At 35.2% G+C, this 15,136-nt stretch carries 11 protein-coding genes, 1 tRNA gene and 1 pseudogene; 7 read left to right on the forward strand and 6 right to left on the reverse strand.

Translation table 11 applies throughout. From position 1 onward, the window contains the following. The first annotated feature begins 3 nt into the window (after nt 1-3). The 4 genes and pseudogenes from DSM00_RS07860 (at nt 4) to DSM00_RS07880 (ending at nt 3,262) form a co-directional block, all read left to right on the forward strand. Nucleotides 4-1,065, forward strand: coding sequence for an adenylate/guanylate cyclase domain-containing protein (locus DSM00_RS07860; protein WP_128757493.1), 1,062 nt, complete (start codon nt 4-6; stop codon nt 1,063-1,065). A 124-nt stretch (nt 1,066-1,189) separates the two neighbouring features. Next, nucleotides 1,190-1,747 (forward strand): hypothetical protein, encoded by a 558-nt coding sequence (locus DSM00_RS07865; protein ID WP_128757494.1) that lies wholly within the window; start codon nt 1,190-1,192, stop codon nt 1,745-1,747. A gap of 224 nt (nt 1,748-1,971) precedes the next feature. Next, nucleotides 1,972-2,826: pseudogene (locus DSM00_RS07870) on the forward strand (DUF5694 domain-containing protein). A 199-nt stretch (nt 2,827-3,025) separates the two neighbouring features. Next, nucleotides 3,026-3,262 carry a hypothetical protein gene (locus tag DSM00_RS07880; protein WP_128757497.1) on the forward strand — a complete coding sequence of 79 codons (237 nt, stop codon included), beginning with the start codon at nt 3,026-3,028 and terminating at the stop codon, nt 3,260-3,262. Nucleotides 3,263-3,405: 143 nt separating this feature from the next. Here the strand turns inward: DSM00_RS07880 and DSM00_RS07885 are convergent. The 3 genes from DSM00_RS07885 to DSM00_RS07895 form a co-directional block, all read right to left on the reverse strand. Beyond that, a tRNA-His gene (locus DSM00_RS07885) sits at nt 3,406-3,481 on the reverse strand. Between the two features lie 86 nt (nt 3,482-3,567). After that, nucleotides 3,568-4,284, reverse strand: coding sequence for a bacillithiol biosynthesis deacetylase BshB1 (gene bshB1 / locus DSM00_RS07890; RefSeq protein WP_128757498.1), 717 nt, complete (start codon nt 4,282-4,284; stop codon nt 3,568-3,570). Between the two features lie 156 nt (nt 4,285-4,440). Then, nucleotides 4,441-5,616, reverse strand: a complete 1,176-nt coding sequence (locus tag DSM00_RS07895; protein WP_128757499.1) for a trans-sulfuration enzyme family protein — start codon at nt 5,614-5,616, stop codon at nt 4,441-4,443. A gap of 140 nt (nt 5,617-5,756) precedes the next feature. Here DSM00_RS07895 and DSM00_RS07900 point away from each other — a divergent pair, with 140 nt between their 5' ends. The 3 genes from DSM00_RS07900 (at nt 5,757) to DSM00_RS07910 (ending at nt 8,348) form a co-directional block, all read left to right on the forward strand. Next, nucleotides 5,757-6,212, forward strand: coding sequence for a GNAT family N-acetyltransferase (locus DSM00_RS07900; RefSeq protein ID WP_128757500.1), 456 nt, complete (start codon nt 5,757-5,759; stop codon nt 6,210-6,212). Nucleotides 6,213-6,288: 76 nt separating this feature from the next. Next, nucleotides 6,289-7,086, forward strand: a complete 798-nt coding sequence (locus DSM00_RS07905) for an MBL fold metallo-hydrolase (protein ID WP_128757501.1) — start codon at nt 6,289-6,291, stop codon at nt 7,084-7,086. A 137-nt stretch (nt 7,087-7,223) separates the two neighbouring features. After that, the gene (locus DSM00_RS07910) at nt 7,224-8,348 is read left to right on the forward strand and encodes a lactonase family protein (protein WP_128757502.1); all 1,125 of its coding nucleotides are present in this window, start codon (nt 7,224-7,226) and stop codon (nt 8,346-8,348) included. 112 nt (nt 8,349-8,460) lie between these two features. On the opposite strand, the gene DSM00_RS07915 is transcribed toward DSM00_RS07910, so the two are convergent. The 3 genes from DSM00_RS07915 to DSM00_RS07925 form a co-directional block, all read right to left on the reverse strand. Further along, nucleotides 8,461-10,095 (reverse strand): amidohydrolase, encoded by a 1,635-nt coding sequence (locus DSM00_RS07915; protein ID WP_128757503.1) that lies wholly within the window; start codon nt 10,093-10,095, stop codon nt 8,461-8,463. Between the two features lie 102 nt (nt 10,096-10,197). After that, on the reverse strand, nt 10,198-11,946 hold the full coding sequence (locus DSM00_RS07920) for a TonB-dependent receptor (protein ID WP_128757504.1): 1,749 nt from the start codon (nt 11,944-11,946) through the stop codon (nt 10,198-10,200). A 50-nt stretch (nt 11,947-11,996) separates the two neighbouring features. Beyond that, nucleotides 11,997-15,014 carry a tetratricopeptide repeat protein gene (locus DSM00_RS07925; RefSeq protein ID WP_128757505.1) on the reverse strand — a complete coding sequence of 1,006 codons (3,018 nt, stop codon included), beginning with the start codon at nt 15,012-15,014 and terminating at the stop codon, nt 11,997-11,999. Nucleotides 15,015-15,136: the final 122 nt, after the last annotated feature.

The raw sequence follows: 15,136 nt of genomic DNA on the forward strand, positions 1-15,136 counted from the left end.
GAGATGAATAAAAAAGCACTACTAGAAGATATCTTGTTTGTAGTATTTTTAATTTTAGTAGCCTGTGCTTTTATATATTCTAGATTCGCAGGATTAGAAGATCTAGTTATTCATCCTTCTCATATTATTCCTTTTGATAAAGAATATTATTATTTAAAAACAAGTTGTGTTGCCCTATTTCAAGGTTTAGCCATTTTAGGATTTGAAAAAATTGTCTCAAGAAAACTACCTTCGTTAAGCATTTGGAAGAAACGAATTTTCTGGATCATTGGTGTTTCAGCATTAACTCTACTAAATATTATTATTGTTAATATAACATACGATATTCTGTTCACTGAATATACTTTTACTGAAGCACTTGATGTTGTCGTAACATTATTTCAAACAGACTTATTTTTGTTATTTACAATATATTTATTTTCTTTTAGTGCAATACTTTCATTCTTAAAGCATTTAAGGGAATTATTTGGTCAGCCAGTCTTACTTAATTACATCACTGGAAAATACGAAACTCCAATTGAAGAATATAGAGTTTTTATGTTTTTAGATCTCAACAATTCTACACAATTAGCAGAGGAGCTGGGACATTTAAAATATAGTAGTTTATTAAATAATTGCTTTAGAGATATTCTTAAGGGATTACAACAAATAGATATAGAAATATATCAATTTGTAGGTGACGAAATTGTATTTACCTGGAAATCTAAGAACGATTTGAATAATAAGGCTTTTAAAATATTTGAAATTGTTGAAAAACATTTCTATCATAGTAAAAGGGAGTACTTAAAGCACTTTAACGTAATTCCAAAATTTAAGGCCGCGGTTCATATGGGTGCTGTATCAGCAACCATAATAGGTGGGCAAAATTATAAAGAAATGGCATACCACGGTGATGTTCTGAATACGACTTCAAGACTTTTAGAGCATTGCCACATACATAAAAAAAATATTGTCGTTTCTGAAACTTATATAAAGAACCAAAGGACCAGTATAGAGTCGATAGAATATTTGGGCAGTGTTCAGTTAAGAGGAAAACAAAGTTCTTTAAATATTTATGGTATGTAATCTATTTATAGTTTACATATCATTATCGTAAAAATAAATTAAGTTAAAATCAATTTTATTTTTTTTCCAGAGGTATGACTTACTTTGCATATACACTAACGTGCTAAAATATGCATTTGTCAATATGAAAAAATCACTACTTAGTTTATTACTTATTTTATCTTTTACACCATTTTATGCGCAGGAAACAATCACTGTAAATACCGAAAAAGTTTGGCGAGTTAATTTTTTAAATCCAGCAACAGAATTAGAGTTACCTACTGGGGAATATTCGACATTTTCATCAGCTATAGGAATTGGTTATAATGGTGGCTATCCCGATTTAACTTATGGCGGAAATGGATTCATATATATTATAAGTCCGTTTGTAGATATACAGCAAAAATGGTTTTATAATCTAAACAAGCGCATAAGTAAAAACAAAACCATTGATAACAATTCGGGTAATTTTGTAGCGCTACGATTTATAACACGTGGAAACTCTATAGCAGAAAATGTATCGCGTACTTCAGATTTTGATTTTGCCGTAGGTCCTACCTGGGGAATTCAAAGAAAATATGGTGAAAATTTCCATTTATTAGTTGACATAGGCCCTCAATATTATTTTGACACCAATGGTAACGGCAATGTCTGGCCATTAATGATACAGCTCAATCTAGGATTTGACCTTCGTAAAAAGTAGCGCATTCTTAGCCTTGTTATGATATACAAATATTGAGATAAGCTTTTTGCTCTGTAGCAAACAAAAGGTTTTAGAAAACAGGAAAATCTTTACAGGAAGCGTAAGCTATACTATCCTCCAACTTACATCAACCTCCTATTATTTTAAAATTAAAACAAGAATAAGCGTATATTAATCAGCGAATTAAACTATTAAAAATGGTGAAATCTGATTATGTGAAACAAATGATATTTCTTTTATGTGTTTTTTTTATCTGTTGTACAGAAAACAAACCTTTAGAAAAGAATAAGGAGAAAACGGATACTTCTGAAAGTGAGAAAATTCAAGTTCTAAACGTTGGTAGTTTTCATTTTGGAGATACTCCTGATGCACATAAAACGGAGTTTGATGAAAGTACAGAAGCTGCACAGCAAGAGATTAGAACTATTTCTAAATTATTGGCGCGTTTCAAACCCACTATAATATGTATTGAAAATTTACCGGAATACAATACTGAAATTAACGCAGCTTATCAAGAATATCTCAAAAATCCCATAAACCTAACTTCTAAATATGGAGAGAGTAGTATGATAGGTTTTGAAATAGGAAGACTAAGTGAAGTCGATTCAATTTATGGTATTGACAATCATATGGGATATAATTATAGTGTAGGAGATTTTATTGAAAACAGTCCAGATTTAAAAAACGCTGTAGATCCTGCTACCTACTTACAACTTACAAATGAACCTTTTAAAGAATTTCCTGCCTTAGCAAAACGCGAAGCTAATTCTGACAATCTCTCTTTATTAGAAAAATTTAAATTGATTAATGAACCGGTTTATCTCGACTACTCCATTACAACAAATGCAGACTAGTTATTATATGTGGGTATAGAAGACGGTTTTGAAGGGGCCGATAATGCGGCATTGTTCTATCACAGAAATATGAAGATTTATACTAATCTCAATAGAATTCCTATGATTAAAAAAGATCGAGTATTTATCATAATGGGAACCGCACATACTGCTTTTTTAAGGGAATTCATAAATCGAAGTCCAAAGTTTGAGATGGTTAATACCTTAGAATATCTTAATGAATAGTTAAATTCCAACCACTAAATTTTTTAAAGAAGTTAAATTTTCGGTGATTAAGCATAACTGAAAATAAGAAATTGTTCAAAATAGGATCAACTTATTTTTGTCACTAAGTAATTAGTATTCAAAATATTTAGCTTTATTTACGTGCTTTATTTTACGCACGCAAAAGAATTTAAAAAAATGAATTAACGCTTAGCCTACTATGAAAATTAAAAATTTAATCTTCTTATTTACGACTTGTCTCTTTGTAAGTTTTACCGGTACAAATGGGAATGTGCGATCAGAAGCATCTACCACAGTTTATGTATGTGGAAAGAGTACTATTTACCACCCTACTAAATCCCATTCGGCATTATCAAGATGTACATCAGGTATAACCACCTGGACCGAATCTAACGCAAAAAATGCCGGTAAGAGAGTGTGTAAATGCAGGAATTAATTAGCATTCGAATAAAGATCTTTAAAACTTACGCTTAAGATGTTATAGCAAATCAGCAGAAGTACCTTCAAGTATTTGTGATGCATTTTTAGGAATAACTATAACGAAAAAATCCCTGCATTTCTGCAAGGATTTTTACTTCCGGGTGGAAGATCGGTCTCGAACCGACGACCTCCTGAACCACAATCAGGCGCTCTAACCAACTGAGCTACAACCACCATATAAAAACATAATTCGCTAGCGATTTATGCGGGTGCAAATGTAAGGCAAATACCTAATATGCGCAATACATTATTGTAAAAAAATTAAATCAAATCGAATATAGAGTCCACAGCGGGATAACGTTCTGTTGTAAAACCCTCTGCATATTCTGTTCCTATTAGTCTTCCTAGATCCTGAGCTCTGTATTTAATACTTTCCTGAAAGTTTTTACTACTAATGGGTGTATTGTCTTCTCCAGTGTTAGGATCATAAAATTGCGATCTATAGGCAAGTACAGATTTCATTTTTACATCCATAAAACCGCTAATATCAACTACCACGTCTGGCTTCAAATTTTTCCATTGTATATAATGATAAACTTGTTTAGGTCGCCAGGCTTCCTGAGATTTCCCGTCTAAGGTTGTTTCAATCTTTTTTAATCCGCTTAAAAAGCAAGCATCACTTGTAAGCTTACTTCCCTTACCGTGATCAATATGCCTATCATCTATAGCGTTACACAATACAATTTCAGGTCGGTATTTTCTTAAAATCTCAATGATACGCAGTTGCGAATCTTTATCATTAGCAAAAAAACCATCTGCTAGTGCTATATTCTCACGAATGCTTAACCCTAAAATTTCGGCAGCTGCAGCTGCCTCTTGATCTCTAATTTCTGCAGAGCCACGTGTTCCTAACTCGCCTCGCGTAAGATCGAGAATACCACATTTCTTTCCGCGGCTAATTTCTTTTGCCAATACACCAGAACAAGACAACTCTACGTCATCGGGATGTGCACCTATGGCTAATATATCTAATTTCAAAAGTTTGCTTTTATAATTTCATTAAGTCGTAACAGATCTCAGAAACTAACCTTCTTATTGAAACCTGCCAAACTTCCTACGATATCTTCTAGTTACTAGATTTCTGAAGATAACTACTTCTTGCTTATTCTAAAATCCAACCAGCATTCTTAAAATCTAAATACTGAAATTCAAACTATCTTTCACCACTTTTTCTAGCGCTTGTTCTAAATCTGAAATTAGATCTTTTCTGTCTTCAATACCTACAGAAAACCGCAGCAAACCATCATTTATCCCCTGATGTTTACGCTCTTCTGCACTTAACAAAGCGTGTGAGGTTTTTGTGGGAGATAAAATGGTAGACTCTACTCCTGCCAGACTCATGGAAGGCTTTATTAGCTTTAATTCTTGTAGAAATGTAGCTGTATTTAATTCGTCTGCTAACTCAAAAGAAAGCATACCTCCAAAACCGCTCATCTGTGATTTTGCCAAATCATAATCGGGATGAGATTTCAATCCTGGATAATACACTGCTTTAATATGTTCATTAGTCTCTAACCACTTTGCCAACTTCTTAGCGTTTTTATTTTGTTGTTTTACGCGCAAAACAAGTGTTTTCAAACTGCGTTCAAGCATCCACACACTAAAGTCGCTCAAGCTGCCGCCCAAATTTTTAGCTTTATGCCAAATTTGCTCTATATGTGCATTAGATGCGGCTACTGCTCCTGCTAGAATATCACTATGCCCACCCATATATTTAGTAGCACTATGCAAAATTATATCGATCCCATAGGCAGCCGGATTTTGATTTACCGGTGATGCAAAGGTGTTGTCAATCATCGTTACTATTCCCTTAGCTTTTGCTACCTCGGCAATCATTTGCATATCGGTTATAGTCATTAACGGATTTGATGGCGTCTCAATATATAAAACCTTTGTGTTTGATTTTATTGCGTTTTCAAAATCCTCACGGGCAAGACCCTCAGTAAACGTATATTCTATCCCCATTTTTGAGAATTCCTCTTCGACTAAATTAAACGTACCGCCATAGAGTGTTTTTTGCAGAACTATATGATCGCCGGTATTTAGAAATGCTAACAAGGCTGTGCTCACAGCAGCCATACCGCTGCCAAAAATCATCCCTGCTTCTGTACCTTCAAGAGCTGCTATTTTTTTTCCTAGCATTTCTTGATTAGGCGTATTAAAATATCGCGGGTAACGTTTTACATCCACATCTTCATACGCGTAAGAAGTTGACATATATAATGGTGATATGGCTCCCTTAAACTGGGTATCTTCCACTTCACCCACGTGTGTACATATTGTATTTTTTCCGTATTTAGAATTGGTCATGGATTCAATTTTTATTAAAAATCTAATTTACAAAAACCAACCTTAAAAAAGAGAATTTGACCCTCGCAAATACTGCTTGATTGCTTATTAATATTACCAGTAGGTGTCATAACTTTGCGATCTAATTAAAATAATTATTTGTGAATTTTGACACCTATAAACCAGAATATGCAGCAGCATTTAAAGCGCTAAATATTCACTGGCTAGAACAGTTTTTTACCGTAGAGCAACACGACCAGAATGTGTTAAGCAATCCGGCAAAATATATAATTAACACCGGCGGAGATATCCTAATTGCTAAATTAGAGGGTAACGTTGTGGGTGTTGTGGCACTGATGCCCGACGAAAATGGTGTTTTTGAATTAACTAAAATGGCTGTAGATTCTAATTACAGAGGTCAAAAAATAGGTCAGCAATTACTTCAGTTTACCATCGATTTTGCTAAGAAAAAAGGTCTTGATTCTTTAATTCTATATTCAAGTAAAAAACTTGAAAATGCCATTTACCTATACCATAAATTTGGTTTTAAAGAAATTCCGTTAGAGCAGCCTAATCCGTATTTACGTGCAGATATAAAAATGCAGATTAAACTTTAAGCTTTACAATTTCTTTAGTAAGACTATTGCCTATTTCTTGCTTTCTTTACTAAACAATATTTAAAAAAAACTGAAAATGAGAAAATTAGTACTTACAGTGTTAACAGCTACATTAATATTTAGTTGTAAAAATGAAAACAAATCAGATGCTAACTCAAATATGGATGAGATGGCAGTAACAACAGATTCCACTGCGGTAGAAACTGAATTTAACATCACTCCTATTGAACATGCAACGGCTGTATTTGATTTTGGCGATGCTGTATTCTACATAGATCCTGTAGGAGGCGAAGCTGCCTTTGAAGGGCAACCTAAACCTAATATAATTCTGGTAACAGATATTCACGGAGATCATTTAAATGAAGAGACTCTCAATGCTGTCGCAGATTCTACAACTACCATTTATGCTCCTCAGGCTGTAATTGACGCTTTAAAAACCGATCTTAAAAATAGAGTGACACCTATTGCCAATGACGAAACTAAATCTTGGGATGGTTATGAGCTTACTGCTATACCTATGTATAACCTGAGAGAAGAAGCAAAACAATTTCATACTAAAGGCCGCGGTAATGGGTACGTTATTGAAAAAGACGATATGCGTGTTTATTTCTCTGGAGATACAGAAGACATTCCAGAAATGCGCAATCTTAAAGATATCGACAAAGCTTTTGTTTGTATGAATTTACCTTACACTATGACTGTAGAACGTGCTGCAGATGGTGTGATTGCTTTTGCTCCTAAACAAGTTTATCCGTACCATTTTAGAGGTCAGGATGGATTAAGCGATACCGATAAATTTAAAAATCTGGTCGATGCTGCAGATATTGATACCGAAGTAATTATGCTAGACTGGTACCCCAATAAAGCTGAATAATTTGCATAACTCTTAAATCCCGATACCTGTATTGGGATTTTTTTTGCTTTTTATTCTTACTGCTGCGTAAGGCTAAAGAAATACAGTAATTTTAGATTTCGCATAAGCGGAAAATCAAACCAGAAATATCCCTTTATATGAAAACAATCGTATTTGCTTTGAGTTTGTTCAGCATTATATCTTGTAAAAATACCGAAACAAAAACCGAAACTTCCGTGACTCAATCCACCACAAGCGAAAACAAAGACACCTCATTTTACATTGGCACGTATACTGATGGAACGAGTAAAGGCATCTATAAATTAGCATTAAAAGAAGATGGTAGCTTTACCGAGCCTGTTCTGGCAGCCAAAGCCTCAAACCCGTCATTCCTTGCATTTAATAAGAATAAAGATATTTTGCTGGCCGTTAATGAAAATGACCCCGGCACAATAGAATCATTTCAGGTTAACGGCGATACGCTAGTGCAAATAAATTCAAGCAATACCGGGGGAGCACATCCTTGTTACGTAACTACAAATAATCAAGATTATGTCTTAGTTGCTAATTATAGCGGTGGCAATGTAGGTTTATTAAAACTGAACGAAGACGGTAAATTAAGTGAATTACTAGATCTGGAGCAACATATAGGCAAAGGAACTACAGACCGTCAGGAAGGCCCGCACGCACACTCATCTTGGTTTATTCCAGATGGTAGCGGAATTATATCTGTAGATTTAGGAACTAATCAATTATGGTTTTCTTCAATTAATACCGAAACTAATAAACTCGACCCCAACCCTACTCAGAAATTAGATTTTGAACCGGGAGCAGGTCCTCGACATTTAGTATTTCACCCAACTAAAAATTACGTGTATGTTCTTAATGAACTCAATAATACTATAAGCCAAATTGAGAATAAAGATGGAAATTATACGGTTTTAAACAACACCAGTATTCTTCCAGAAGACTTTAAAGACTTTTCTAAAGCGGCAGATATTCATATCTCTCAAGATGGGAAGTTCGTCTATGCTTCTAATCGTGGTAACGACAGCATCGCAATTCTTGAGGTATTAGAGAATGGCGGCTTAAAGCTTTTAGCAAACGAACCAACACGAGGTAAAGATCCACGTAATTTTCAGATTACACCAGACGAGAAATTTATTGTTGCTGCAAATCAAAACGGTAATAATCTTGTTTCTTACAAAAGAGATTCAGAAACCGGTTTACTTACTTATGTTGCTCAAGTAAGTGCTCCTGCTCCTGTGTATATTTTATTTTAAATACTACATCAACAAAACTCATAATAACGTTATTTAGTCTGTCGCATAGCTTTAAAATAAAAGCACCCTTTTGATTATCAAAAGGGTGCTTTTATTTTAATTTCATTATAATCTATTTTACCTTCTTACCGCCTAACCATGTTTGGCTTACTTTTAGATTCGGAATTAAATCTTCGGCAACAGTCATAATATCTTCATCCATAAGAATAAAATCTGCAAACTTACCGACTTCTATACTTCCTTTTTCTTGATCTTCAAAATTAGAATAGGCTGCCCAGATTGTCATCCCACGCAATGTTTCTTCACGCGTTAAAGCATCTTTCATTTGAAAACCATTCTCAGGATACTGCTTTAAATCTTTACGTACTACAGCAGCGTAAAATGTGTAAAACGGACTTACCTGTTCTACAGGAAAATCTGTGCCAAGTGCTATTACGCCAGATTCTTGAAGTAGTTTTTTGTAAGCATAAGCTCCTTTCATTCTGCGTTCTCCTAATCTATCTTTTGCCCAGTACATATCACTGGTGGCGTGAGTAGGTTGTACAGATGGAATAATATTATCATCAAAATAATCAAAGTCCTCCTGTGCTATTATCTGTGCATGTTCAATCTTCCAGCGCTTATCGGACTGTCCTTTTAAAGCTTCGGTATAGGCTTTTAAAATCACAGTATTTGCAGAGTCTCCAATCGCGTGCGTATTCATTTGAAAATTAGTTTTCGCCAGTTTCTGCGCAAGATTGTACATACTATCTACCGGTGTCACTAGAGCACCATAATGATCTGCACGATCAGAATACGGTAATCGTAAAGCAGCTCCACGAGATCCTAAAGCGCCATCGCCATAAACTTTTACAGAGCGTACATTCATTTTATCTGTTTTTAGAATGCCACTATTTAGAAAATAATTTACATCCTCAGGCGTGTTACTTATCATCGCATACATACGCATATCCAGACCACCAGCTTGCTGTAAGCTATCTATAAGCAGAATCGTATTTTTATCCAGACCTGCATCATTTACCGTGGTCAACCCATAATCAAAACAGTATTGCTGCGCATCTTGTAAAGCTTTTACTTTTTGATTACGTGTCATTTGCGGCATAATTGCTGTAATCAAATCCATAGGATTGTCGATGAGTATACCAGTAAGACGATTGCCTTCACGCATTATTTCTCCACCTTCAGTTTTGGTAGATGCATTAATATTTGCCAGATCAAGTGCTTTTTGATTTACTAAAAGTGCGTGACCATCTATGCGCTGAAGTGCAACTGGTGTATCCGGAAATAACGAATCTAGCTTTGCTTTGTTTGGAAACTCTTTTAGTTCCCAGTCATTTTGATCCCAGCCTCTACCATAAATAAATTCTGAAGGATTTTCCTTTTGAAAAGCAACAACGCGTTCTACAACCTCATCAAAGCTCTCTGTGCCTACGAGGTCAACATTTTGTAACGATTGCCCAAATCTAAAAAAGTGGCAATGCGCATCAATTAATCCAGGTAATATCGTTTTTCCTTTAGCATCTAAAGTTTCTTTTGCTGTATATTTTGCAAGTAGTGAATCTGTGGCTCCTACAGCTATAAATTTTCCATCACGCACAGCAAATGCTTGTGCTTTAGAAAATTCTGAGTCTACGGTATAAACCTGAGCATTGATCACCAGTAAATCAACTTCCTCTTTATTAGCAGTTTCGTTTTTACAACTAATTACAAAAAACAGACTTAATAAGCCTAACAGAAAAATACGCATAACATTAAATTTTCAGCGAAAGTACAAATTAACTAGACATATTTTAAAACAAAAAAATCTCCCTGTTGAGGAGATTTCTTTGTTTTAAATGCTGCATAAAAGCTACCAGTCAAATCGGTAAGTTGCACCGGCCATACCTTGTATTCCTTGTACAGGATAATTAATATAACGTTCGTAATTATTTCCTAGAGCATTATTTACGCGTGCGAAAAAAGATAGTTGATCACTAAAGCGGTATCCCACGTGCGCGTTTGCATCAAAATAACTTTCTAGAGTTTCAACCGCAAGAGTATTTTGTACTGTACTTGTCATAACACTCTCTTGATCTTTTCGCTCCCCTACGTAGAATAGCGTAATCCCCGCAAACCAGTTTTTATCTATCTGGTAGTCTGCAAAAAATGATGCTTTAAAATCGGGTAAATTCCAAGCCTCTTCTGAAAATTCGGTCTCATAGCTAAAAACTTCTCCGTTAACACGCATTTTTAAATTGCTGTTTACATCAAAGTTTAGTTCTCCAAATAACGAAAGCGTACGTAAATCATCATTTACAATCCCAAATGAATTTCCAAACTGATAACCTTCCGCAGCCGAAGCATTTGCCGCATCTGCAGATCTTGGGTTATTTTTAATTAAAAGTCTATTATCCTGAGATAAGTAGCTGGCTCTTAAATTATAACTCATAGCACTACTTAGTTTTCCTTTTATTCCCGCATATAAATCAAATTTCTGATCTGTAGGAGAAATTGTATCTAAAGTAGGTGAGATGAATGGATTTTCTGTTGCCAGATCTTGATAGGTATTTTGCTTAAGGTCTCCTTCTAGACCACCGTATATAATAAAGTATTCATCAACTAAACGATACGAAGCACGAACACTAGGATAAACTTTTACATCGGTTTTTGAAGCATTAGGATCAAAATCTGCTGCAACATTTACCCCAAGGTCTAAAGTAAGATCTTCTTTTAATATTTGAATACTTGGATTTGCTCCTAAGATTAAATGGCTGTACTCTAAAGATTCAGAATTATTAAAGTTTCGGTCAAAGTTTCCGTTTACATAATCTAATTTCAAATCTAAACTTAATTTCTGCTTAGCAATAGGAACCATAAAATCTGGTGCCACAACTGCACGTATTTCACTAGATTCAAAAGAGTCTCCAAAATATCCTACCTCAGCAGAAGCGCCTTCAAAAAATCCTTCATTAAATTCTATAGAACCACTTAATCCCGCATTATAAAAACTATGAGAAGGGTCTATAAATTGAACTATAGACTGGGTTTGCGCAACTTGAGCATCCAGACCATACCAGTTATATAATTGATGTCCTAGATCTAAATCTGTACGCCAGTTAAAGTTGTTTGTACGAGAACTGTAGTTTAAATTTAAGTCTGTATCATAGAATTTGTCATCAAGAACCACATCTTCGATTCCTCCCTGAGACGAATTATGATTTAGATAGATCCCAAAATTTGAGTTTCTATCGATCTCAAAATTGGTATATAGTTCTGCAAGCGCACTGGTGTACGTACCAAAACCCAGTGTCACATAGTTATCATATAACTTTATAGGTTTGGCTTTCTTTACTGCTGTAGCCTTACCTTTTGCAGGAGCAAATGTTGAAGCTACGGGTACGCTGAATATACCGTAGGTAACTTTTTTCTTAGCCGTATTTACAGAGTCGTTTAATGCTGGTGTAGCTTTAATTTTAAATGCATCACCTATCTCTGGAGTGTAAGGCTTAACAACATTTACGACTTCGGTCCCTAAATTATCTTTATCCTGAGCCTGCGCAAAGCTTGCTGCTCCCAGAATTAAACTTAAAGTGAAAATTGATTTTATATTTCTAATCATGATTGATTGTTCTAATTAAATTGATTCAACAAAGATCTTTTATGCTGAATTTAATTATCTCCTAGAGATGAATTGGTTTTAGACTCTGCAGCTTTAATACGTGCTAATTCTTGTTTTGCCTCTGCCACAACATCTTGATAGGTAGTAAAATTTTTAATCACACTATCTAAAATGTAGGTCGCCTGGTAAGCATCTCCTAATTCATAGAAGTTCTTAGCCATTAATACAAGACCTTTTGCACCATATTCTTTATAGCCACTATAATCTTTAGCTAATTTCTGAACCTGAACGTTAGACCCTTTATAGTCTGCTTTCTTATTTTTAAAGAAGGCATCATAGTACAAAGCTTCAGCGGCTAGCTCACCGGTTGCTATTTTTAAAACTTGAGCATAAGCCTCAGCAGCACGACTCTCATTATTAGTCTTCATCGCACTGCGTGCAATAATAACCTGAGCATCACTTTTTACCTTATTATCAATCTTAGAATTTGATAAAACTTTCTCTGCATAAGACACAGACTGCACATAATCTTTAAGCTCATAATGCGACTTCATCAAGTTGCTTTGAGCAAAGATGGTGTTTTGAGGAATGTCTGATTCATTTTCTAAACGCTGTAGTACAGGCACAGCTGCTGCATAATTACGTTCACTTAAATAAACCTGCCCTAAACGTGCCAGCGCTTGCTCTGTGAACTCGCTACGCTCTTTGTCTATTACATACTTATAATGAGGAATTGTTTTAGCAAATTCGTCTTTTCCAAAATACAACTGACCTAAATAGAAATGAGCTTCCATAGCACGTTGTCCGTTTGGATACTCTCTTAAGTATTTTTCAAAATTTTGTATTGCAACGGCATTATTGCTATTTACAAATTGCTTTTCTGCTGAAGAAAAAGCTGCATCATCTAATTCTGAATCTTCTACAGAAATATAATCAAGTCCATTAGCCCAGCGCCCGTATTCTTCAACCTGTCCCATATCTATATAGATAAGTTTTGCTGAAGCAACAGCCTGAACTCCTTCTGGTGTTCCCGGGAAATCCTGCGCTACCTTTTTAAATAATGTTAGCGCTTGGCTGCTACGATCTGTATTGTCATAAATAAGTGCTTTTTTAAGCTGTGCTTTAGCGGCAAATTTACTCTTAGGTATTTCGCGTACCAGTCTGTCATAAGCTTCAATTCCTTTTTCATTATTACCGGTTGCTACATATGTATTTCCTAACTCATATAATGCATCATCGCGGTAACTTGATTTTGGAAATTGAGATGTAAAACTTGTAAGTGCTTCAATTTTTTGAGCATTGCGATCTACAAAACCATAACTAATGGCTTTTTGAAAAGTTGCATAATCACGATCTCCTCCCGGCATTTCTATTGCAGCATTATACGCTTCCATTGCTGGCCAATATTTACTACTTATAAAATAGCTGTCTCCAAGGCGCATATAAGCATCTACTTTGCGACCACTATCTGTTGATCCAGATTTTGTATAATTCTCAAAATACTTAATCGCTTGATCATAATTTTTCTTTTTAAAGTAGGCATAGCCCAGGTTGTAACCAAGGTCTTTATATTCTGGTAAGGAACTAGCAGCATTACTTTGCTCAAATTGCTTAAAAGTTAGAAGTGCATCATCTATATTATTTAATGTGTACTCACTCTCTGCCTTCCAGTACAGTGCACGGGCTGTAAAACTTGCAGTACGCGGATCTTTCAAAGATTTTTCAAAATTGGTAATTGCTTCACTGTAATTGCCATCATTAAATAATTCTATACCGCGGTAGAAAGCAACTTTTTGATAGGCTTCTTTATCTTGAAAATTGCGATTATTTTCAATCAACTCCATCGCACCTTCATAATTTTTAGAAGTGATATAAGAATCGATTAAAAGAGACTCTAAAGTCTGACGCTCTGTAGTATTTGGGTAAGCCTCCAGATAGTTACCTATCGCTTGCGGCGCCGGCTCATAAGCATTACCTATTTCATAACTTAACTTGGCATAGTTAAGTCCGCTATCTTCTTTAATTTTTGGAACAAAATCCATTTGATACGCATTACGAAAAGCGTTAAGTGCTTCTTGCTTACGATTTGTCTGTAAATAGGCATCAGCAAGATGGTAATATGCATTTTGCGCAACGCTATTTTTACCATCTACAATTTTATTAAACTCTCCTATGGCGCTTTCAAAATCACCTTGCTTATAGTAAGCATAACCTAGCTGATAGTAATCTGTATTTGACCAGCGACCACGTTTGCCCTTGTATTCTTTTAAGTAAGGAAGTGCTTCGGAATAGTTCCCTAGGTTGAAATAGCTCTCCCCAATAATCTTATTTAATTCTGAAGCATCGATTCGGGTAGCACTTGGCAACTGCTCTTTTGCTAAACGTATTGCCTCTTCAAAATTACCTTGCTTAAAATTTAAATCAGCCTTAAAATAACTCAAGTCTTCTCTGGTACCTTCTTCTGCTTCTACTTGTTCAAAAAGCTGACTTGCCTCTTCATAGTCATCATTTTCATAAGCCATAAACCCTTCATAGTATTTTGCCTGAGGTCCATATTTTGTAGAGTTACGTACACGACTAAAATACTCTTTAGCTTCTTCCGGGCTATTCGTTTTTAAATGAACATAACCCATATTAAAGTTAAAACGCTCTAATTCTACATAACTAAGACGATCTAGATCTACCTGCTCGTACCAGCGTTTAGATGCTGCGTATTTCCCATTTTCAAAATAATATTCGGCTACATCAAAATATGCAGCATTGCGTTTAGTGCTGGTAGGATAATTTTCAACAAATTTCTCCATAGAGGCGTCTGCTCCACTTTGATTGAGTCTTACGGCTGCATTAGCGATATAATACGCACAATCTCCCTCAATGGTAGGGTCTGTGGTTTCTTGCTTAATTTCTCCAAAAAGAGCCTGAGCAGCCAGATATTGTTTGCTATTGTACAGGGTTAAAGCCTTATTATACTTAGCAAGTTCACTTGTAAATGCCTCAGACTGCTGTGCAGTGACTGCGGGTAACGTAACCAGCGTTATTAATGCCAGAAGTACATATTTCTTAATCATAAAATGGTTGTGTTTAATTTCAGCTAGTAGCGATATACCAGCATTACCTGATTTATGCAACTATAATGAGTAACGCTACAAAACTAGGATAATTATATATAGAGTACAGTTCTTCAAAAGAA

Origin of the sequence: Leeuwenhoekiella aequorea, from assembly GCF_004104375.1 — a bacterium.
Taxonomy (GTDB): domain Bacteria; phylum Bacteroidota; class Bacteroidia; order Flavobacteriales; family Flavobacteriaceae; genus Leeuwenhoekiella; species Leeuwenhoekiella aequorea.

Coding starts and splice junctions, on each gene's coding strand:
- DSM00_RS07895 (WP_128757499.1), bottom strand. CDS start 5,616: ATGACCAATTCTAAATACGGAAAAAATACAATATGTACACACGTGGGT.
- DSM00_RS07915 (WP_128757503.1), bottom strand. CDS start 10,095: ATGCGTATTTTTCTGTTAGGCTTATTAAGTCTGTTTTTTGTAATTAGT.
- DSM00_RS07920 (WP_128757504.1), bottom strand. CDS start 11,946: ATGATTAGAAATATAAAATCAATTTTCACTTTAAGTTTAATTCTGGGA.
- DSM00_RS07880 (WP_128757497.1), top strand. CDS start 3,026: ATGAAAATTAAAAATTTAATCTTCTTATTTACGACTTGTCTCTTTGTA.
- DSM00_RS07910 (WP_128757502.1), top strand. CDS start 7,224: ATGAAAACAATCGTATTTGCTTTGAGTTTGTTCAGCATTATATCTTGT.
- DSM00_RS07925 (WP_128757505.1), bottom strand. CDS start 15,014: ATGATTAAGAAATATGTACTTCTGGCATTAATAACGCTGGTTACGTTA.
- DSM00_RS07865 (WP_128757494.1), top strand. CDS start 1,190: ATGAAAAAATCACTACTTAGTTTATTACTTATTTTATCTTTTACACCA.
- DSM00_RS07860 (WP_128757493.1), top strand. CDS start 4: ATGAATAAAAAAGCACTACTAGAAGATATCTTGTTTGTAGTATTTTTA.
- DSM00_RS07905 (WP_128757501.1), top strand. CDS start 6,289: ATGAGAAAATTAGTACTTACAGTGTTAACAGCTACATTAATATTTAGT.